The sequence below is a fragment of the Glycocaulis sp. genome, assembly GCF_051859565.1.
Classification (GTDB): Bacteria; Pseudomonadota; Alphaproteobacteria; order Caulobacterales; family Maricaulaceae; genus Glycocaulis.
In genome coordinates this window covers 1-18,410 of record NZ_JBHYFK010000003.1, presented here as the reverse complement: position 1 = coordinate 18,410, position 18,410 = coordinate 1, and the positions used below count along the sequence as shown (strand labels likewise).

The following is an 18,410-nucleotide window of genomic DNA, read 5'->3' as shown; positions in this document are numbered from 1 at the left end:
GATGAATTTTGAATACTCGGCCCGCTGCAAGGACTATCTGGCTCGCGTGCGCGCCTTCATGGATGAGCACGTCTATCCGAACGAGAAGACCTATCATGACCAGCTGGCCGGGTTTGGCACCAATCGCTGGCAGGTCCTGCCCATCATCGAGGAGCTGAAAGCCAAGGCGAAGGCGCAAGGCTTGTGGAATCTCTTCCACCCGGACGAAAAGCACGGCGCCGGGCTTTCCAATGCGGACTATGCGCCGCTGGCGGAGGAAATGGGCCGGGTGGTCTGGGCGAGCGAGGTGTTCAACTGCTCCGCGCCCGATACCGGCAATATGGAAGTGCTTTCGCGCTACGGCACGAAAGAGCATCAGGAGAAATGGCTGAAGCCGCTTCTGGCTGGCGAGATCCGCTCCGCCTTCCTGATGACCGAGCCTGCCGTCGCCTCCTCCGACGCGACCAATATCGAATGCTCGATCAAGCGCGATGGCGATGAATACGTCATCAATGGCCGCAAATGGTGGAGCTCTGGCGCCGGTGATCCGCGTTGCGCGGTCTATATCGTCATGGGCAAGACCGACCCGGATGCCGAGCTGCACCAGCAGCAATCCATGATCCTGGTTCCTGCCGACGCCAAGGGCGTCAAGGTGCTGCGCCATTTGCCGGTGTTTGGCTATGACGATGCCCCGCACGGCCATATGGAAGTCGAGCTGAAAGACGTGCGCGTGCCTGCCAGCAATATCCTGCTGGGCGAAGGCAGAGGCTTTGAAATCGCGCAAGGCCGTCTCGGGCCGGGCCGCATCCACCACTGCATGCGCACGATCGGCGCGGCAGAGCGCGCCCTGGAGCTGATGGTGAAACGCGCGATGAGCCGCACCGCCTTTGGCAAGCCGGTCATCAAGCACTCCATCTGGGAGCACCGCATTGCCCGCGCGCGCATCGATATCGAGACCTCGCGCCTCCTGACGCTGAAGGCCGCGTGGATGATGGACACCGTCGGCAACAAGGCCGCGCGCGGCGAGATCGCCATGATCAAGGTGGCCGCGCCCATCATGGCACTCAAAGTCATCGATGATGCCATTCAGGCCCATGGCGGCGGCGGGGTCAGCGATGATTTCCCGCTCGCCTCCTCCTATGCCGGCATCCGCACGCTGCGCATCGCGGACGGGCCGGATGAGGTGCACGAGCGCACCATCGCCCGCCTCGAAATGAAGCGCTGGCTCAACGAAGCGTAGGGTGAGGATCGCTCCATGAATGCTCCAGCAGGTTTTGCCGACATTCTGATTGAGGATCGCGGTGCGGTCCGGGTCATCCGCTTCAACCGGGCGGGCAAGAAGAACGCCATCACGCGCGCCATGTACACCGCCATGGCGCAAGGGCTGGAGACGGCGGAGACGGACAAGGCCATCCGCGTGGTGGTCATCGCCGGAACCGATGGCGTCTTCACCGCCGGCAATGATCTGATGGACTTCATGGAGGCCCCTCCCACGATTGGCGGGGGCGACATGCCGCCCGTGGAGCGCTTCATGCGCGCTCTGCTCGGCGCCACAAAGCCGGTCATTGCTTGCGTGGACGGGCTGGCCATCGGCATTGGCGTTACCCTGCTCCTGCATTGTGACCTCGCTTATGCGTCCGACAGGGCGACGTTCAAGACACCGTTTGTGGATCTGGCACTGGTGCCAGAGTTTGGCTCCAGCGCGGTCCTGCCCGGCATTGTGGGCCGGGTGGTCGCGTCAGAACTTCTCCTGCTCGGCGAGACCTGGGACGCGCGCCGGGCCGAGGCGAAAAACCTCGTCAATGGCGTCTTCCCGGCAGCCGATCTTGAAGCAGAAGTGATGAAGCGTGCTGACGCGCTGGCGGCAAAAGCCCCCAACGCGGTGAAGAAGTCCAAGGCGCTGATGACCAAGGGCGTGGAGAGCGTCTACACGCTGATGGCCGAGGAAGGCGCAGAGTTCGCCGCTCAGCTGGCCTCAGAGGAGTTCAAGGAAGCGGTCACGGCCTTCCTCGAACGCCGCGCGCCAGACTTCTCCCGCTTCGGCTGAAGCATGCGTTCCCCCGGCCCGGCGGGCCGGGGCGGTGGCGAGTGAGGGCACTGGGGGATTGGATGAAGCGCTTACTTGCCGTTATTGCCGGTGTAATCATCGCTGCCGGCATTGGCGGTTGGCTCTACATATCCGGCTCGCCGATCGGTCAGATTTATGTGCCGTCAGGCACCGGCATCACCGCCAAGCAGATATGCTCGCTGACCTTCGTGTCGGGCCTCGAGCCTGAGCGCGCCAGAGCGCTCTATACCGACCCGATACTCGGCGATGCCAGTTCACTGCTCCAAGTTCGCATCGACCATGAGAAGGAAACTGTCACGGCCTCCGCGCTGGGCGTACTCTTCCGGCAGACCGCCATCCACCGCGAGGGGCTGGGCTGCACGCTGGTTCACGATCCGGCCACGTTTGACCCCGGACTGTCCCTGCCGCTGAGCGGGCAAGCTGACCTTATGACGCTGGATGCAGGCTGGCGCGACGCCCATTTTGACGCCGGGGGCCTGGACGCGGCGCTTGACCTCGCCTTCACCGATGACGGGCGCAACACGCTGGCAGCTCTGGTGCTGCATGACGGGCGGCTGGTCGCGGAACGCTATGCCGAAGGCGTCACAGCCGAAACGCCGCTGCCGGGCTGGTCGATGAGCAAATCGTTTGCGGCGACACTCGCCGGCGTGCTGGTCCAGCGCGGCCTGCTGGATGTGCATGCCGAAGGGCTGGTGCCGGACCTGGCCGCAAACGGCCGCGGGGCCATCACCGTGGACCAGCTCCTGCGGATGACGGCCGGACTGGACGGGTTTGAAACCGGAGACGGGTTTGATCCCAACTCGCAAATGCTGTTCACACAGGCGAACATGGCGCACTACGCCGCGAACCGGAACGTGATCCATGCGCCCGGCGATCACTGGAACTATCAGAGCGGCAACACCATCCTCGCCGGGTCCGCGCTGGCGGGACATCTGGGCGACACGGTGCCTGAACGGCAGGCCACGCTCAGGGACTGGCTGCTTGATCCGCTGGGCATGCACCATTCGGTGGTGGAGATCGATGAAGCCGGGACGCTGCAAATGTCCAGCTATATGTATGCCAGCGCCCGCGACTGGGCGCGGCTCGGCCAACTCTATCTCGATGGCGGGCGCGCGGGCGGCGTGCAGATCATTCCGGCTGACTGGATCGGTTATGTCACCACTCCGACGCCCCGTTCGGCCGGGCGATACGGGGCCGGCTTCTGGCTGAACAATCCCGGCCTGCCTCAGGACGCCTTCATGATGGACGGCTTCCAGTCACAGCGGACCGTCATCATCCCGTCAGATGAGCTGGTGATAGTGCGGCTGGGTGCCACAAACGGTATCAATGAAGACACGCCGGGCTTCGTCAACGCGGTGATCGCGGCGCGGCGCTGAGTTTTAGCGATTTTGGATGAGACATGACCAATACCAGCAAGGGCACTCACGAATATGTCGATGATCCGCGCAATGCGGGCATCCTCATCTCGGTCAATGGCGAGCTTTTCCCACGCGAGAAGGCCGTCGTTTCGGTCTTCGATTCCGGTTTCATACTGGGTGATGGTGTGTGGGAGGGCCTGCGCGTCCATCATGGCCGCATCGTCTTCCTGGACCGGCATCTGGAGCGGCTCTACGAGGGCGCCAAGGCCATCGACATGGATATCGGCCTGACGCCTGAGGCGCTGGAAAAGCGGCTCTACGAGACGCTGGAAGCCAACGCCATGCATGACGGCGTGCATATCCGCCTGATGGTGACGCGCGGGCTGAAGCGCACGCCCTATCAGGACCCGAGGGTGAATATCGGCCCGGCCACCATCGTCATCATCCCCGAATACAAGAACCCGAAACCGGAAGCGGCGACGCGGGGGATGAAGCTCTTCACCGTGCATGTGCGCCGCGGATACCCGGACGTGCAGGACCAGAAGCTCAACTCCCACTCCAAGCTCAACTGCATCACGGCCTGCATACAGGCCGCCAAGGCGGGCGCGGACGAGGCCCTGATGCTGGACCCGCACGGCTTTGTGGCCACCTGTAATTCCACCCATTTCTTCATCGTGAGGAAGGGCGAGGTGTGGACATCCACCGGCGAGTATTGCATTGGCGGGATTACGCGCGGCGTGGTGATCGAGCTGTGCCGCGAGGCAGGCATACCCGTCTTTGAAAAGCGCTTCTCGCTGACCGATGTCTATGGCGCGCAGGAGGCGTTCGTGACCGGCACATTTGCCGGCATTGCCCCAGTTTCGAGCGTGGATGGAAGAATTTTAACCAGCGGGCGCGGACCGATGGTGGAACGCTTGCAAAAACTGTATCTTGCCCGGATCGAACGCGAGAGCACATAAGGCCGCTGCCCATGAAAACAGTCCGCATCTGCCTGTGGTCAGGTCCGCGCAACATCTCCACCGCGATGATGCGCAGCTTTGAAAACCGGGCAGATTGCGAGGTCTGGGACGAGCCCTTTTACGGGTATTATCTCGACCGCACCGGGCTGAACCATCCCGGCCGGGAGGCAGTGCTGGAATTGTGGCCGACCGATCCGAAAAAGATCGCCGCCCGGTGTGGCGGATCAGCACCGGACGGCTCGCCGCTCTTCTTCCAGAAGCATATGTGCCAGCACATGCTGGACGAGGTGGACCTCACCTGGACGGCGCGCTGCCGGCATATCTTCCTGATCCGCGATCCGGCCGATGTGGCGGCCAGCTTCAACGCCACCTTGGGCGAAGTGCGCCCCGAAGATCTGGGCGCGGTACGCCAGCATGCGCTCTATGAGGTGATTGCCGCCAACACGGGCAAACAATGGCCTGTCATAGAAGGGGCAGACGTGCTGGCCGATCCGCGCGGCATGCTGACCGCGCTGTGCGCCGCGCTGGATATCCCGTTTGATGAAGCCATGCTGACCTGGCCGGAAGGGCGGCGCGCCAGTGATGGGCCGTGGGCGCCGCACTGGTACAACCGGGTGGAGGCATCAACAGGGTTTGAAGCGCCCGCGCCTTCGGGCCATCCCCGCCCTGCCACGCTCCGGGACGTTATAGAGGCCTGCCTGCCCGCCTACCAGGCGCTCAGGGCGCACAAGCTGTCCGCCGCCTGAAGCCGTTCACCACGCACTGGAGCGCCCCATGACCGACAAGCCGGACTACACGATCACCAGAGAAGTTTCCGGCTCAAAGGGCCGCTATGTGGCCAGCGCGCCCGGCCTGCCCGATGCGGAGATGACCTTCTCCATCCTCAACCCGCAACTCATCATCATCGACCATACCGGCGTACCCGATGAATGGCGCGGCAAGGGCGTCGGCAAGGCGCTGGTGGAGCGTGGTGTGCTGGATGCCCGCGCAGAGGGCGTGCGCATCGTGCCGCTCTGCCCGTTTGCGAAAGCGCAGATCGAACGCCATCCCGAATGGCAGGACGTGCTGGGCGGCAAGGCGAAATAGCGCCAATCCCCGGCCCGAAACGAAAACGGGCCGGCGGTGGGGGGGGCCGGCCCGTTCCGTCAAGGAGTCGCACCGAAAGGGGGTATCGGTACGAGAAACAGTGAAACGCGCAGCCCCTTTACGCCCCGTTACACATCTTGCGCACATGGCCGCACTGGCCGCCGCGCATGACGGCGCTATAACCCGTTATCGGCTATCAGCAGGACGGCAGACATGGCGTACAAATCCCTTCGCGAATTCATGGCTCTGCTGGAGGCTGAGGGCGATCTCAAACGCGTCGCGCGTCCCGTTTCCACCCATCTGGAGATGACCGAGATCCAGACCCGCCTGCTGGCCAAGGGCGGTCCTGCGGTTCTCTTTGAAAACCCGGTTCACGAAGATGGCCGGGCCGCCGAGATGCCCGCCCTCGTCAATCTCTTCGGCACGGTGGAGCGCGTCGCGCGCGCCGTGACCATGGGCGGAGAGCCGCGCCGTACGGCGGCCGATTTGCGCGAGGTCGGCGAGCTACTCGCCTTCCTGCGCCAGCCCGAACCGCCGCGCGGCCTGAAAGACGCGCTCGACCTTCTGCCGCTCGCCAAGACCGTGATGGCGATGCGCCCCGGCACGGTGAAGAAGGCGCCCTGTCAGGAAGTGGTGCTGACCGGCGATGATATCGATCTTGATCGCCTGCCCATTCAGGGCTGCTGGCCGGGTGAGCCGGCGCCGCTGATCACCTGGCCTCTCGTCGTCACCAAGGGCCCGTCAGAGGACAAGCAGGACGATTATAATCTCGGCATCTACCGGATGCAGAAGCTCTCCAAGAACCGCACGCTGATGCGCTGGCTGAAACATCGCGGCGGCGCGCAGCATTATCAGCGCTGGAAGGGTGCACGGCCCGATCCCCTGCCTGCTGCTGCCGTGATCGGCGCTGATCCGGGGACCATCCTGGCCGCCGTCACGCCGGTACCCGACACGCTCTCCGAATACCAGTTCGCAGGGCTGCTACGCGGCCGCAAGGCGGAGCTGGTGGAGTGCAAGACCGTGCCGCTGAAAGTGCCTGCCGAGGCCGAGATCGTCATCGAGGGCCATGTCCTGCTGGATGAGGACGGGCCGGAAGGCCCCTATGGCGACCACACCGGCTATTACAACTCGGTGGAGCGTTTCCCGGTCTTTCAGGTCAGCGCCATCACCATGCGCTCGGACCCCATCTACCTCACCACCTTCACGGGCCGTCCGCCCGACGAGCCGAGCGTGCTGGGCGAGGCGCTCAATGAGGTGTTCATCCCCCTCATCCGCCAGCAATTCCCAGAGATCATCGATTTCTGGCTGCCGCCGGAAGGGTGCAGCTACCGCATCGCCGTCATCTCGATGAAGAAGGCCTATCCCGGCCACGCCAAGCGCGTGATGCTGGGCGCGTGGTCATATCTTCGCCAGTTCATGTACACCAAATGGGTGATCGTGGTGGATGACGACATCAATGCGCGCGACTGGAAGGATGTGATGTGGGCCATGTCCACGCGCATGGACCCGGCGCGCGATTGCACCATCATCGAGCATACGCCGATTGATTATCTCGACTTCGCCTCGCCCGTCTCCGGCCTCGGCTCCAAGATCGGGCTCGACGCCACCAATAAATGGGAAGGCGAAACCAACCGCGAATGGGGCGAGAAGCTCTTCATGGAGCAGGAGATTATCGACAAGGTAGACGCGATGTGGGGGGAATTGGGGCTGTAAGCCTTACTCGCCACCCCTCGCGCTGTCCGCGCTGACGGCGACATTGGTCTGCCGGCGGCGGCGGGCGAGGCCCGCCCCGCTGGCAATGGCGATGCCGCCGATCAGCACCAGGCCGATGACGATCCACTGGGTCTGCACGCCTAGCAGATGCGCAGCGTATCCCAGCGCGCCGAGCGCGAAGACCGTACCCACAACGAAAATCCAGAATGCCCGCATGATGCCAGCTCCCTTGTTAAATCAGGAGAGGTAACGGGCGGGCGTAAGGGGTGGTTCCTTGGGCGGCTGGCAACCCGTTCCCTCTCCATTGTCATGGCCCGGTTTATCCGGGCCACCCATGCCTGAGACTTTTCCGCCATGTCTGGCCAAGAGGCGTGGGTCCCCCGGACCTCGCTGCCGCTCGGCCGGAGGATGACAGGTCGAGAGGAGGGCTTTCGAACTTCAAGTAAACCCAATATCGCGTTTCACCGGCATTAGCCGGTGCCCGGTCTTTTTCTGGATCCCCGGTCAAGCCGGGGAACCCGGTTGATAGGTCTGGGCAGAAATCACCGGGGTCCCCGCCCCCGAACGGGGCCCCGGAAAGTTCACCTCACATGAACAGCGTTGCCGGGTTTTCCAGATAGCCCTTGATCGCCTGCACCAGCAATGCTGCCTCATAGCCATCAACGATGCGGTGATCGAAGCTGGAGGAGAGGTTCATGATCTTGCGCGGCACCACGCGGCCCGCCTCGTCATAGCGCGGCAGGACCTGCATCTTGTTGACGCCGATAATCGCCGTCTCCGGCAGATTGATGACCGGCGTGGAGACCAGCCCGCCAATCGCGCCCAGCGAGGTGATGGTGATGGTGGAGCCGGAAAGCTCCTCCTTGGTGGCCTTGCCATCGCGGCAGGCATCGGCCAGGCGCTTCACCTCGTCGGCAATCTGCCAGAGATCGAGCGCTTCGGCATGGCGGATCACCGGCACCATCAGGCCATTGGGCGTGGCCGTCGCGATGCCGCAATGGACGCCCTCATACTTGGTCAGCACGGATTCTTCGGTGTCGAAATGGGCGTTCGCCTGCGGGAATTGCGGCAGGGCGCGCGTCATCGCGGCGACGAGGAAGGGGATGAGGGTCAGCTTGGGCTGGCCGTCCTTGCGGTTCGCATTGAGGTGCGCGCGCAAGTCTTCCAGCGCCGTCAGATCAATCTCGTCCACATAGGTGATGTGGGGGATGGTGCGTTTGGCGGCGGCCATGTTCTGCGCGATTTTCCGGCGCAGGCCGATGACTTTCTCTTCCTTTACGCCCGTGCGGGGCGCGCGTGACGGGCCAGAGGCCGAACCGCCAGCCTTCGACGCCAGACGCCCGCCAGAGGCGATGAAGTCATCGAGATCGGCATGGGTGATGCGCCCGGCCGGGCCGGTGCCCGGCACGGCAGAAAGATCAATATCAGCCTCCAGAGCGCGCTGACGCACGGCGGGGCTGGCCATGGGCCGCTCGCCGGACGCGCGGGCGGGGGCAGAGCTTTTGGGTGCCGGAGCAGCGGGCTTTGCCGGAGGCACCGCCTGCTTGCCGCCTGCTGGGTCTTCGCTCTTTTGCGCGGTGCGGTCCGGCCCTTCGGCCAGCGCCTTGCCCTTTTCCGGGTCGGCAGCAGGCCTGCCCTCTTCCTTCACTTCCGGCGCGGGCGCTTCTTCCTCGGTGGGAGGCGAGCCATCGATCTCGATGACGAGGATTTCGGTTCCGACGGGAATAACGTCGCCAGGGCTCCCGACAATCTTCTTCACCACGCCATTGACCGCGCAGGGAATTTCCACCGTCGCCTTGTCGGTCATCACATCGAGGATGTGCTGGTCTTCCGTGACGCTGTCACCTTCCTTGATGTGCCATTCGACGATCTCGGCCTCGACCACGCCTTCGCCGACATCGGGGAGCTTGTACTTGTATTCGCTCATGCTCAGCGTGCCTCCGTGACCGTCTGCAGCGCGCGGATGAAGCGCGCCTGACCGGGGAAATAGGCCCATTCATGGGCGTGGGGATAGGGCGTGTCCCAGCCCGTCAGGCGGAAGATCGGCGCTTCGAGCGCATAGAAGCATTCTTCCTGAATCTGCGCTGCCAGCTCCGCCCCGAAGCCCGATGTGCGCGGCGCTTCATGGGCGACCACCACCCGGCCCGTCTTGTTCACCGAGGCGACAATCGTCTCGATATCATAGGGGGCGAGGGTTTTCAGATCGATGATTTCCGCGTCAATGCCCGCCTTTTCAGCCGCATTGACCGCGACATGGACCAGCGTGCCATAGGTGAGGACGGTGCAGGCCTCGCCTTCTCGCACCACTTCAGCCTTGCCGAGCTCCACACGGTAATGGCCTTCGGGCACTTCGCCCTTGGGGTGTCTGGCCCAGCTGGAAAGCGGGGCGTCCGGCACGCCATCAAACGGGCCGTTATAAATGCGCTTGGGCTCAAAGAAGATGACCGGGTCATCGCCTTCGCTGGCCGCGATCAGCATGCCCTTGGCATCATAGGGATTGGACGGCACCACCACTTTCACACCCGGCACGTGGGTGAAGAAGGCTTCAGGGCTCATCGAGTGGGTCTGGCCGCCCCGGATACCGCCGCCCCAGGGCGAGCGCACCACGACCGGCGACACGAACTGGCCGGCAGAGCGATAACGCAGGCGGCTCATCTCCGAGACGATCTGGTCAAAGGCCGGGAAGATGTAGTCCGCGAACTGTATCTCCGCGATGGGTTTAAGGCCCTTGGCGGCCATACCGATGGCCATGGCCGCAATCGCCGCCTCATTGATCGGCGCGTCAAAAACGCGGTCGAGGCCATACTTCTTCTGCAGCCCTTGCGTGGCGCCGAAAACGCCGCCGAAATAACCGGAATCCTCGCCGAAAATCACCGTCTCCGGGTGCTTGTCGAGCAGCACGTCCATGGCCGAATTGAGGGCCTGCAGCATGTTCATCGCTGGCATCGTTAGACCCCCAGATCCTGGCGTTGACGGCGCAGGCGCCAGTCTTCGGTCGCGTAGACATCTTCAAAGATGGTGTGGGTCGGAGAGAGCGGGCCGTCATGCAGCGTGCCGTGGCTTTCCGCTTCCTTGTAGGATTTCACCACCAGAGCCGTCATCTGCTCTTCCAGCTTCGCGTGACGGTCCTCATCCCACTCGCCAAGGCCGATGAGATGGTTTTTCAGCCGTTCAATCGGATCGCCCAGCGGCCATTTCTCGAATTCGTTCTTCGGCCGGTAGCGGGCCGGATCGTCCGAGGTGGAGTGTGCGTCGGCGCGGTAGGTGAAAAGCTCGATGAAGGTCGCCCCGCCGCCCTTGCGCGCTCGGTCAGCAGCCCATTTCGTGGCGGCATAGACGGCCAGGAAATCATTGCCATCCACACGCAGCGAAGCCAGGCCATAGCCCAGCCCCTTGGAGGCAAAGGTAGCCGCATCGCCCTTGGCGATGCCCTCATAGGTGGAGATGGCCCACTGATTATTGACCACGTTCAGGATCACTGGCGCGCGATAGGTGGAGGCCAGCGTCATCGCCGCGTGGAAATCCGGCGCGGCGGTCGTACCATCACCGATCCAGCTGGCGGCAATCGAGTCCTCGCCCTTGTAGGCGCACGCCATCGCATAGCCGACGGCCTGCGGGAATTGCGTGCCGAGATTGCCCGAGATGGAGAAGAAATTTCCTTCCGCCCAGGTGTAGTGAACGGGCAGCTGGCGGCCTTTGAGATTATCGCGGCTGTTGGAGATGCAATGGCACATCATGTCCACGATATTGCGGCCGCGCGCGAACAGAATGCCCTGCTGGCGGTATGACGGGAACACCATGTCGGAGAAGTTCAGCGCCATCGCGCCGGCCACCGCCACCGCCTCTTCGCCCAGCGACTTCATGTAGAAGCTCATCTTGCCCTGGCGCTGGAGTTTCAGCATGCGCGCGTCATAGATGCGCGTCAGCACCATGTGGGACAGGCCCTCGCGCAGGATTTCGGGAGAGAGGCGCGGATCCCACTCGCCCACCGCCTGATGGTTGTGATCGAGCACACCGATCAGGCCGAAAGCCAGATCGGTCATCTTCGCCGGAGCCGTCAACGGGTCGGGGCGTTTGGCCTCGCCCGCCTTTTGCAGGTCGAGATGGGAGAAGTCGGGCGCGTCGCCGGGCCGGAAGGGCGGGGCGGGCACATGGAAGCGTGACTGGCCGTTTGACATGAACTTTGTCCGTACCTTTTCGCCTTGTACCATAAGGGTTTTCGCGCATTTGCATGCGTCGGGGGGCGGGTTAGCGGCACGCGGCGGGTTTGTCTACATGCACCGCAGGTGCGAAGGGCATGCTGCAAACGCGAAGCACGCTGGTGGCACAAGGGTATTCGCGCGTATTCGCGCTATTTCTCTGATATGAGAATTTTTTGCACTATTTCACCGAGACACGCCTCCCAGCCAGCGGGGCGCGTGCCGAACCCGGTCTCGAACCGTCTGGAATCCAGCCGGGAATTGGCCGGGCGCAGCGCAGGCGTGGGATATTCGGCACTGGTGATCGGTATCACTGCTGGACGATGGCCCCAGTGCTGAGCGGCATGGTCAAAGATTGCATCAGCAAACCCGGCCCAGCTGGTCTCCCCCGCCCCCGCGAGGTGATAGACACCGCCAGCGCTGCGCCCCTCTGCCATCACCCGCGCCGCCACCAGCAGGCAGCGGGCCAGCTCAGGCGCGGCGGTCGGGCATCCGTGCTGATCGTCCACCACGCGCAGCTCGCCGCGCTCGGCACCGAGGCGCAGCATGGTCTTCACGAAGTTCTGGCCGTACGCGGAATATACCCATGCGGTACGCGCGATCAGGCTGCGGCCACCGCCATCAAGTACGGCATGCTCGCCTGCCAGCTTGGAGCGGCCATAGGCAGTTTGCGGAGCGGCAGGGTCGCTTTCCACGTAAGGGCCGGATTTACGCCCATCGAACACATAGTCGGTGGAGACATGGATGAAAGGCACGCCTCGCCCGGCGCACAAGGCGGCCAGCCTGCCCGGCGTTTCAGCATTGATGGTATGAGCGAGCGCCTCCTCGCTCTCAGCGCGGTCAACGCCAGTGTAGGCCGCGGCATTGATGACCGCATGAGCAGGCAGGTGCTCGCCCAGCGCTGCGGCGCAGGCCAGAGGGTCAGCAAAATCCGCCAGGTCGCGGCCCAGCGCAGTCACCTCCCAGCCCTCAGCGGGCGCCTGGGCGATGAGCTCTGTGGCAAGCTGGCCCGTACGGCCAAGGATGAGAAGGCGGGCCACCGCCTTTACCCGCCCTGCCACACGAAGGGCGAGGTGAAATCGCGCCAGAGCGGGGCGGCGGCGTCCTTTTCCGACAGGACCGCACGCGCCGCCAGCATGCCCCAGTCGATAGCGAGATCAGGATCGTCAAAACGCACCGTGCCATCGCTGGCCTTGTCGTAATGGGCATCGACCTTGTACTGGACGTGGCAGTCGTCCTCCAGCGTCATGAAGCCGTGCAGGAAGCCAGCGGGCACAAAGAGCTGGAGGCCATTTTCCGCGCTCAGCTCCGCCTTGAAATGCTGGCCGAAAGTGGGCGAGCCACGGCGCGCATCCACCGCCACATCCACCACCCGCCCCTGAGAGACCCGCACCAGCTTGGCCTGCGCAAAGGGCGGGGCCTGATAGTGCAGCCCCCTCACCGTCCCGGCCTTCACCGAGCGGGAATGATTGTCCTGTACGAAGCGCGTATCAATGCCGATGGCGGCGAAGGCGCGCGCATTCCAGCTCTCTGTGAAATAGCCGCGCTCATCCTCGAACCGGCGGCTGCGCACCAGCTTCACGCCATCAAGGGCCTCTGTGACCAGTTCAATCATGAGCGGGTGCTACTCCATTGCCATCGCGCTCACCCATACAGGGCTGCGCCGGGCAGGGGCAAGGCGCGAGGCGTCGAAGAGGTCCCGGCGCTCGCTGTTCACATCCCTCTCTTCGTCATTCCAGAAAGCGCGTCAGCGCTTATCTGGAACCCAGTATTTGGAAAGGCTGGGTTCCGGCTCTGCGCTTCGCTCCGGCCGGAATGACGACGGAAGGCAGTGAAAAAGCAATCTGGTTCCCCCGTCGGGGCGGGGGACCCCGGAGGAGAGGTCAGTGGTGAAGCTGGAGAAATGGCGCAACCGGCTACACAACCGGGGTCTCCCGCACCGACGGGAGACCCAGCTTTTCTTGATGCGCAACGCCTCCGCGTTGCGATGTTCCGCGAAAAGTCGCGGGCGGCCTTTGGCCTTGCAGGCCGCAAAGCGCGAACGCGCATAGGATTTTTAGTGATGCTCCGCACATCCGTGCGTCGCTCCTAGCATGAGCTCGGACGCCCGTTCGGGCTTGCGGACGGCGTTCCGCCGTCCGAAGAGCGCAACCGCGCGCCCGCGACTTTTCGCGGAATATCGCAGCCCGGATGGGCTGCGGAAACCAAGAGTGGTACGGGCGGCCGGAATCGAACCGGCAAGGCCTTGCGGCCGGCGGATTTTGAGTCTAACGCACTAACAGACAATATATTGTTTTTATTAGCATATTTTGCGTTGTTAGAATTTATGTGTATATTTTTGTGTAAGAGATTTAGCGGGGTTTCCCCGGTTATCAGCCTACCTCTAGACCCTTTCACGGACAGCTTAACGCCCTCTAAATGCCACCCCCACCCCACCGTGAGCCGGTCAGCGATCCTGATCGTATATCCGCCGCTCTTTTGCTCTGCGCTCGATTTCCTGACGCTCAAGTTCCTCAAGCCGCCTTGCTTCCTCTCGCGCCCATTTCTCAGCGATCTCTAGCTTGATCTGGTCCATATACACCGCAGTCGCCGCACGGTCGGCCTTGATATCGCCAAGCGTCAATTCGACTTCCTTGTGGTAGCCGTCCGCCATCTCATTTCGAATGTCCTCGCGCCTGCGCTCATATTGCTGCTTGAGCCCTTCATCGGCCTTTTCCCGAGAGACAGGCTCAAGCTCTCCCGCCAGCCGCTGTATCTCAAACTCACGGTTAGCCTGTTCGATTTCGGTGCGGCGGCGCTCGTCAGCCTCCAACTGTTCACGGGCGGCTTGCGCCGCACGTTCTTGCGCCTCCAGGTGTCCACGCAGGAAGCGAGACTCAGATGTGCTCCGGCGCGGCTCTGCGGCGGCATCATCGTCGGACACGGATCAGCCTCCACTGCCCTAGAGTAAAGGCCCTCATAGCGAACCTTGCTCATACCGCTGACGGGAGATGGCCAGCGCAGAACAGCAAAGCTGATGTGTTAGAAGTATGCAAGGGCGGCGCAACGCTACTTTTGACAGCAACGCCCACAAATCGTCGTTTCTGACCTGCTACAGAATTTGAACTTGAAGAGAGCCGTTCGCTATTTCGTCAACCACTCGGCATAGGCATCGATATCGATCATCGGCACAGTTCCGCTGAACTGCAGTCGGGCAATTAGCTGGAACAAGAACGCGGTAGCGGGCTTGCTTTCGCTCACAAAGCTGTAGTCGTGAGCTGCCGCGTCGAGGAAAAAATGTCCGTGGGAGGCGATACAGCCAAGATCAAGTCGGCGGTCGTCGTTCCCTCTGGCGAGAGCCGAAGCAAGTGGGGCACCCATGGCAGGTTTCCATTCACTTTCAAAGGTTAGGATGCCGCCGAGGATCGGGATGAGCGGCTTTGCCGGATATACACCGCCTGCATGGGGGATTGGCAGGCTCGTTCGATGTAACTTCCGGACGCTTTGAATCTTGTCCTGCGCGTAAGCGATAAGAGATGCATCTGCGGTTTGCTTGGCCTCGAACACCGCATAAACGCTTTCTGCTGGTATAATCGTTTGGCTCTCGTAAGTGAAAATGAATGGCGAATACTGACGGTCAAACACAACAATATCAATCTGGTCGCTGAAATTCCCTAGACTATCCACAACATGAGCATTGGCAACTTGGTACCGCTTAGGAAGGTATCGGTTCAGCAGGTCTATCCAGACGTTTTCGCTGGCAGTCCCCTTAGAGCCAGGATGACCGATAGTCTTACGTACGCGCCCCAAACGCTCCTGAATATCTTCGTGCAGGGATGCGAGAAGTTGAGAAAGAGAGAAGTCGGACATTTGCATTGGCTTTCTGCCCGAAGGCGTTAGGACAATGGGAACTTGGGCCCGAATAGAGCCCGCCAAGCTTTCAAAGCCTCGCCGTTTCTACCGCTGCGAGCGTGATTGATCGCCAGCGACGCTTGGCGACCTGCATCTATGAGCATCTGCCGCGCCCGCTGTTTGCGCGCATCATCCATGCCGTCGCTTATTGCAGGGCCCAAACCTGCTGGATCGGGCCACTCATCAAAAATGCGATCAGCAAGAGTTGTGAAAAAACTCTGGAGTTCATAGTCGAAGCGACCTTGCCAGCCGCCGTAGAGACACTCCAAGGCCATGACTTCGATCAGAAAAGAGGGTTTAACCGGCTTTTCGCCATGACTAGATTTGTTGTTCCAATACTTCACCATTCGGACCAATCCTTTCCATTCGTTGGAAAAGGCTTGGTGGGCCGCTGTCGCCTTCTCTGCATGTATCTTAGGATTGGTCTTTATCCACTTGCCGGTGTCAGTATCGGGGATTTCGTAGTCGTCACCGGTTGCGAAGGCTGGAACGACATCGACACTCAATATGCGATAGTCAGTATTATCGTCAGCATCTACGACAACACCAAAATCGACGTTAACAGACCGGCTTTGCTTGCGAACTGCTTTATCGCCGTAATTGCTTGCTAACGCTGTATATAAATCGTCTATCATCACCGAAGGCGCCTTATCACGATAAGGCCGTTCAATATCCTTCAACACGAAAAAAATATCGATGTCCCTCAGAGGCTTCGTTTTTGTGTGCCGCTTATACGACCCAGTCAGAAAGCTGTCCTGCACTCCAAATTTCGTATTGATGAATTCGCGGACTTCCGTCTGCCGGGCGGACGCGTTTTTTTGCTCCTTGTCATTCAACTCCAAACGGCTCTTGAACTTGCGGAAAGCCTCATCGATCGTGAGCATCAACTTTTCCTCCAATAGGCCGCGCTGCCACCAAGACCGCTGTGCTCGATTGTGGACCCTAAGGTCTGTCGAACCATGCCGTCGGTCGAGCGGCATTTCCCTTTTGACCATCCAGCGACGTCAGGCCTATTGGGCTTTGTTTGAAGCAGGATTTCGTAGCGGGCGTCAGCCGGTGTGATGCCCGCCTTTCGGATATGGTACTTGAGCTGTTCGGTATCGGTCCAAAAGCTACCGTCACCGGAAGACCAGTTATAAACTATATCGACATCCCAACGCGTGATAAGCGCGCCAGTGTTGGGGTTGAATATTTCTAGCACAACCGTCTCAAGGTCACCGCTCCCTAGCCACGCCTTCAGAGCGCGCATTTTGCTGTCCCAACTGCTCACCAGATTGGAGGGATCGAGCCCACTTAGCCGGATAATATCCTTGATGCTCTTGAGGATGTTATCGGCCACGTAGGTTACCGAATGGGTGTAGGTATTTACCGCTACACTGGTCATGAGCCGAGAAACCCCTTGGTATCGAGAATGAGAACAGGCGCTGCTCCGGCCTTAGCATCACCTTCAGGCGTGATAGCCTCGGCAAGGTCGCGGGCACTAACGCGGCTGGTCTTGCTCTTCAGCGCGGACTGAACCCATGTCAGGTCGTCAGAAGAACAGGGCAACGAAATATGCCAGTCGCCGTTCAACGGGTCGAAGCCGAGCAAGCTTTCATTTGCGTCAGCACCATCAATCGCGTCGTCATCATAAAGGCAATAAATCCGAGTGCGCGGACCGTCGCAGGTCACTACGATCGCTGCTGACTGCGGTACCTGATCAGCGATGACGCTGGCCGCGATCCCTTCGATGGACAACAGCGTCGTCCGATTGTCGCTCTGCTTTCCGCTGGTCAACAAGTTGACGATGAAGCGCCACGTCGCCAGAGCGTCGCGTTGAGGGGTGCTGATTACGGTACGGCGAACGACGGTTGTCATTTGCGGCTCAGCCCTCCAACTCGGCTCGTCTTTGCGGCGCGCGCCGAAAAGACGATGGCTTCGAGCGACAGTCGAGATGGGTCCATCGCCGTTTCTGGGTCTACAGCCAGGGCATTGGCGACTGTTTTTCTGATAGCGCGGCCATCAAGGCCAACGCATTCTTCTGCGGCGCGAGCGATCGTCGACCCATCTACCAACCGCCCGATAGCGGGATAAGTTTTCGCAAGACCGGTCAGGCAATCGCTCAGGATACGGCGACACGCTTCGCGATCCGGAAGTGGCACTTGAAGGACTAAGTCACAGCGCGACGTAAATGCACTATCGACAGCTTCCGGAAAATTGCTCGTTGCCAGGAAGAGAAGGTTGGAAAAACGCTCTGCCAGAAGGTCGAGCTGGACGAGCACAGCGTCAGTAGCGCGGTGTATATCTACAGGGTTAGCCTCTAAGCTCATCTTGGAGCGGTCAGCGGCCAACGTTTCGACCTCGTCGAGCAAAACGACGGTTGGACCCAGCGCTGCCGCCTCCGCTATTGACTGCGAAAACAGCTCCGAAACAGCGCGCTGCGTTTTGCCCATCGCGGAGCTTGTCAGCGTATGCGGCTCCACTTCCAGTAGCCGGAAGCCACTTCTAGGAAAAGCTTGAGCCGTTCGGTGGGCGAGGCCCCGCGCGAGTGAGGTTTTACCGGTACCCGGCGGACCGACCAGCAAAATGACGCCATGGAGGGGAATAACGCTGCGATCGACCTTCGGTCGCATTGTAAAATTTAGTACAGCCTGCGACAGCAGTTGCTTTTTAATACGCTCGTCAAGCACGATCGAATCCCAGAGCGCACCTAGCGCGGGATCGGGCAAAGATCGGCTCCGCTGGATTCCTTTAGGCAGTTCATCGGCAAACGCAGTCGGTTTCATATTTATCTCTTCCCCTAGCGGTTTCCGGTTTGAAAAACTGCCCCTGGCGCGGCGTCATCCCCAGCGCAGGAGACCGCTATCGCGTTGGTCGCACAGTCGCGCGATCTGACTTTCGCAGTTAGAGATTCGCAACTCCGTCCTTGCTTGCGGTTGAGCGCCAACCCCGGTCGATTGCATACCGTTCGGTGTCGCAATTGCCGCGCGCGCGCTGAGCTAGGGATCACCACAAAATTGTGAGCCTCCGGTGGTCGGTGTTTTGCAGCCATGTATTGAAGCCCAATCTGAATGGTGAATAATAAGTGCGCCTACTCCGAACAACGTAGGCGCTGGCATGCGCGTTGTCAAGCACGAAATATAATGCTACTCTGAACATTGAAATTTCAGGGAGAATC

19 protein-coding genes are annotated in these 18,410 nt (G+C 61.3%); 7 read left to right on the top strand and 12 right to left on the bottom strand.

Annotated features, from left to right (window positions below; all coding sequences use genetic code 11):
* Position 1: 1 nt before the first annotated feature.
* The 7 genes from ACTIGC_RS04990 to ACTIGC_RS04960 all read left to right on the top strand — a co-directional run bounded on the left by ACTIGC_RS04990 (position 2) and on the right by ACTIGC_RS04960 (position 7,163).
* A complete protein-coding gene (locus ACTIGC_RS04990) occupies positions 2-1,219 on the top strand; it encodes an acyl-CoA dehydrogenase family protein (RefSeq protein WP_439633369.1) in 1,218 nt (405 codons plus the stop codon).
* A 15-nt stretch (positions 1,220-1,234) separates the two neighbouring features.
* A complete protein-coding gene (locus ACTIGC_RS04985) occupies positions 1,235-2,026 on the top strand; it encodes an enoyl-CoA hydratase (protein ID WP_439633368.1) in 792 nt (263 codons plus the stop codon).
* A 62-nt stretch (positions 2,027-2,088) separates the two neighbouring features.
* The gene (locus ACTIGC_RS04980; protein WP_439633367.1) at positions 2,089-3,423 is read left to right on the top strand and encodes a serine hydrolase domain-containing protein; all 1,335 of its coding nucleotides are present in this window, start codon (positions 2,089-2,091) and stop codon (positions 3,421-3,423) included.
* Between the two features lie 23 nt (positions 3,424-3,446).
* The gene (locus tag ACTIGC_RS04975; RefSeq protein WP_439633366.1) at positions 3,447-4,364 is read left to right on the top strand and encodes an aminotransferase class IV; all 918 of its coding nucleotides are present in this window, start codon (positions 3,447-3,449) and stop codon (positions 4,362-4,364) included.
* Between the two features lie 11 nt (positions 4,365-4,375).
* Positions 4,376-5,110 (top strand): HAD family hydrolase, encoded by a 735-nt coding sequence (locus tag ACTIGC_RS04970; RefSeq protein WP_439633365.1) that lies wholly within the window; start codon positions 4,376-4,378, stop codon positions 5,108-5,110.
* A gap of 28 nt (positions 5,111-5,138) precedes the next feature.
* Complete coding sequence (locus ACTIGC_RS04965; protein WP_439633364.1) at positions 5,139-5,450, top strand: GNAT family N-acetyltransferase; 312 nt, start codon at positions 5,139-5,141, stop codon at positions 5,448-5,450.
* 213 nt (positions 5,451-5,663) lie between these two features.
* A complete protein-coding gene (locus ACTIGC_RS04960; RefSeq protein WP_439633363.1) occupies positions 5,664-7,163 on the top strand; it encodes a UbiD family decarboxylase in 1,500 nt (499 codons plus the stop codon).
* Positions 7,164-7,166: 3 nt separating this feature from the next.
* Here ACTIGC_RS04960 and ACTIGC_RS04955 read toward each other — a convergent pair whose 3' ends face one another.
* The 12 genes from ACTIGC_RS04955 to ACTIGC_RS04900 form a co-directional block, all read right to left on the bottom strand.
* Positions 7,167-7,379 carry a hypothetical protein gene (locus ACTIGC_RS04955; protein WP_439633362.1) on the bottom strand — a complete coding sequence of 71 codons (213 nt, stop codon included), beginning with the start codon at positions 7,377-7,379 and terminating at the stop codon, positions 7,167-7,169.
* Between the two features lie 370 nt (positions 7,380-7,749).
* Complete coding sequence (locus tag ACTIGC_RS04950; protein ID WP_439633361.1) at positions 7,750-9,090, bottom strand: dihydrolipoamide acetyltransferase family protein; 1,341 nt, start codon at positions 9,088-9,090, stop codon at positions 7,750-7,752.
* 2 nt (positions 9,091-9,092) lie between these two features.
* The gene (locus ACTIGC_RS04945) at positions 9,093-10,109 is read right to left on the bottom strand and encodes an alpha-ketoacid dehydrogenase subunit beta (protein ID WP_439633360.1); all 1,017 of its coding nucleotides are present in this window, start codon (positions 10,107-10,109) and stop codon (positions 9,093-9,095) included.
* 2 nt (positions 10,110-10,111) lie between these two features.
* A complete protein-coding gene (locus ACTIGC_RS04940; RefSeq protein WP_439633359.1) occupies positions 10,112-11,341 on the bottom strand; it encodes a thiamine pyrophosphate-dependent enzyme in 1,230 nt (409 codons plus the stop codon).
* A gap of 173 nt (positions 11,342-11,514) precedes the next feature.
* A complete protein-coding gene (gene rfbD / locus ACTIGC_RS04935; RefSeq protein ID WP_439633358.1) occupies positions 11,515-12,423 on the bottom strand; it encodes a dTDP-4-dehydrorhamnose reductase in 909 nt (302 codons plus the stop codon).
* On the bottom strand, positions 12,408-12,977 hold the full coding sequence (gene rfbC, locus ACTIGC_RS04930; protein WP_439633357.1) for a dTDP-4-dehydrorhamnose 3,5-epimerase: 570 nt from the start codon (positions 12,975-12,977) through the stop codon (positions 12,408-12,410). The genes rfbD and rfbC overlap by 16 nt, the downstream gene beginning before the upstream one ends.
* Before the next feature lie 831 nt (positions 12,978-13,808).
* Positions 13,809-14,285: a hypothetical protein gene (locus ACTIGC_RS04925; RefSeq protein WP_439633356.1), complete on the bottom strand. Its 477-nt coding sequence runs from the start codon at positions 14,283-14,285 to the stop codon at positions 13,809-13,811.
* 200 nt (positions 14,286-14,485) lie between these two features.
* The gene (locus ACTIGC_RS04920; protein WP_439633355.1) at positions 14,486-15,211 is read right to left on the bottom strand and encodes a DUF6602 domain-containing protein; all 726 of its coding nucleotides are present in this window, start codon (positions 15,209-15,211) and stop codon (positions 14,486-14,488) included.
* Between the two features lie 26 nt (positions 15,212-15,237).
* A complete protein-coding gene (locus ACTIGC_RS04915; protein WP_439633354.1) occupies positions 15,238-16,137 on the bottom strand; it encodes a CBASS oligonucleotide cyclase in 900 nt (299 codons plus the stop codon).
* The gene (locus ACTIGC_RS04910; RefSeq protein WP_439633353.1) at positions 16,137-16,637 is read right to left on the bottom strand and encodes an HORMA domain containing protein; all 501 of its coding nucleotides are present in this window, start codon (positions 16,635-16,637) and stop codon (positions 16,137-16,139) included. Before ACTIGC_RS04910 ends, ACTIGC_RS04915 begins: the two co-directional genes overlap by 1 nt.
* Positions 16,634-17,110: a hypothetical protein gene (locus ACTIGC_RS04905; RefSeq protein ID WP_439633352.1), complete on the bottom strand. Its 477-nt coding sequence runs from the start codon at positions 17,108-17,110 to the stop codon at positions 16,634-16,636. The genes ACTIGC_RS04910 and ACTIGC_RS04905 overlap by 4 nt, the downstream gene beginning before the upstream one ends.
* A complete protein-coding gene (locus ACTIGC_RS04900) occupies positions 17,107-18,018 on the bottom strand; it encodes an AAA family ATPase (protein ID WP_439633351.1) in 912 nt (303 codons plus the stop codon). Before ACTIGC_RS04900 ends, ACTIGC_RS04905 begins: the two co-directional genes overlap by 4 nt.
* Between the last annotated feature and the right edge of the window lie 392 nt (positions 18,019-18,410).

What these genes read in the sequence shown, in the direction of transcription:
- ACTIGC_RS04990 (WP_439633369.1), top strand. Translation starts at nt 2, where the DNA reads ATGAATTTTGAATACTCGGCCCGCTGCAAGGACTATCTGGCTCGCGTG.
- ACTIGC_RS04985 (WP_439633368.1), top strand. Translation starts at nt 1,235, where the DNA reads ATGAATGCTCCAGCAGGTTTTGCCGACATTCTGATTGAGGATCGCGGT.
- ACTIGC_RS04980 (WP_439633367.1), top strand. Translation starts at nt 2,089, where the DNA reads ATGAAGCGCTTACTTGCCGTTATTGCCGGTGTAATCATCGCTGCCGGC.
- ACTIGC_RS04975 (WP_439633366.1), top strand. Translation starts at nt 3,447, where the DNA reads ATGACCAATACCAGCAAGGGCACTCACGAATATGTCGATGATCCGCGC.
- ACTIGC_RS04970 (WP_439633365.1), top strand. Translation starts at nt 4,376, where the DNA reads ATGAAAACAGTCCGCATCTGCCTGTGGTCAGGTCCGCGCAACATCTCC.
- ACTIGC_RS04965 (WP_439633364.1), top strand. Translation starts at nt 5,139, where the DNA reads ATGACCGACAAGCCGGACTACACGATCACCAGAGAAGTTTCCGGCTCA.
- ACTIGC_RS04960 (WP_439633363.1), top strand. Translation starts at nt 5,664, where the DNA reads ATGGCGTACAAATCCCTTCGCGAATTCATGGCTCTGCTGGAGGCTGAG.
- ACTIGC_RS04955 (WP_439633362.1), bottom strand. Translation starts at nt 7,379, where the DNA reads ATGCGGGCATTCTGGATTTTCGTTGTGGGTACGGTCTTCGCGCTCGGC.
- ACTIGC_RS04950 (WP_439633361.1), bottom strand. Translation starts at nt 9,090, where the DNA reads ATGAGCGAATACAAGTACAAGCTCCCCGATGTCGGCGAAGGCGTGGTC.
- ACTIGC_RS04945 (WP_439633360.1), bottom strand. Translation starts at nt 10,109, where the DNA reads ATGCCAGCGATGAACATGCTGCAGGCCCTCAATTCGGCCATGGACGTG.
- ACTIGC_RS04940 (WP_439633359.1), bottom strand. Translation starts at nt 11,341, where the DNA reads ATGTCAAACGGCCAGTCACGCTTCCATGTGCCCGCCCCGCCCTTCCGG.
- rfbC (WP_439633357.1), bottom strand. Translation starts at nt 12,977, where the DNA reads ATGATTGAACTGGTCACAGAGGCCCTTGATGGCGTGAAGCTGGTGCGC.
- ACTIGC_RS04920 (WP_439633355.1), bottom strand. Translation starts at nt 15,211, where the DNA reads ATGTCCGACTTCTCTCTTTCTCAACTTCTCGCATCCCTGCACGAAGAT.
- ACTIGC_RS04915 (WP_439633354.1), bottom strand. Translation starts at nt 16,137, where the DNA reads ATGCTCACGATCGATGAGGCTTTCCGCAAGTTCAAGAGCCGTTTGGAG.
- ACTIGC_RS04910 (WP_439633353.1), bottom strand. Translation starts at nt 16,637, where the DNA reads ATGACCAGTGTAGCGGTAAATACCTACACCCATTCGGTAACCTACGTG.
- ACTIGC_RS04905 (WP_439633352.1), bottom strand. Translation starts at nt 17,110, where the DNA reads ATGACAACCGTCGTTCGCCGTACCGTAATCAGCACCCCTCAACGCGAC.
- ACTIGC_RS04900 (WP_439633351.1), bottom strand. Translation starts at nt 18,018, where the DNA reads ATGAAACCGACTGCGTTTGCCGATGAACTGCCTAAAGGAATCCAGCGG.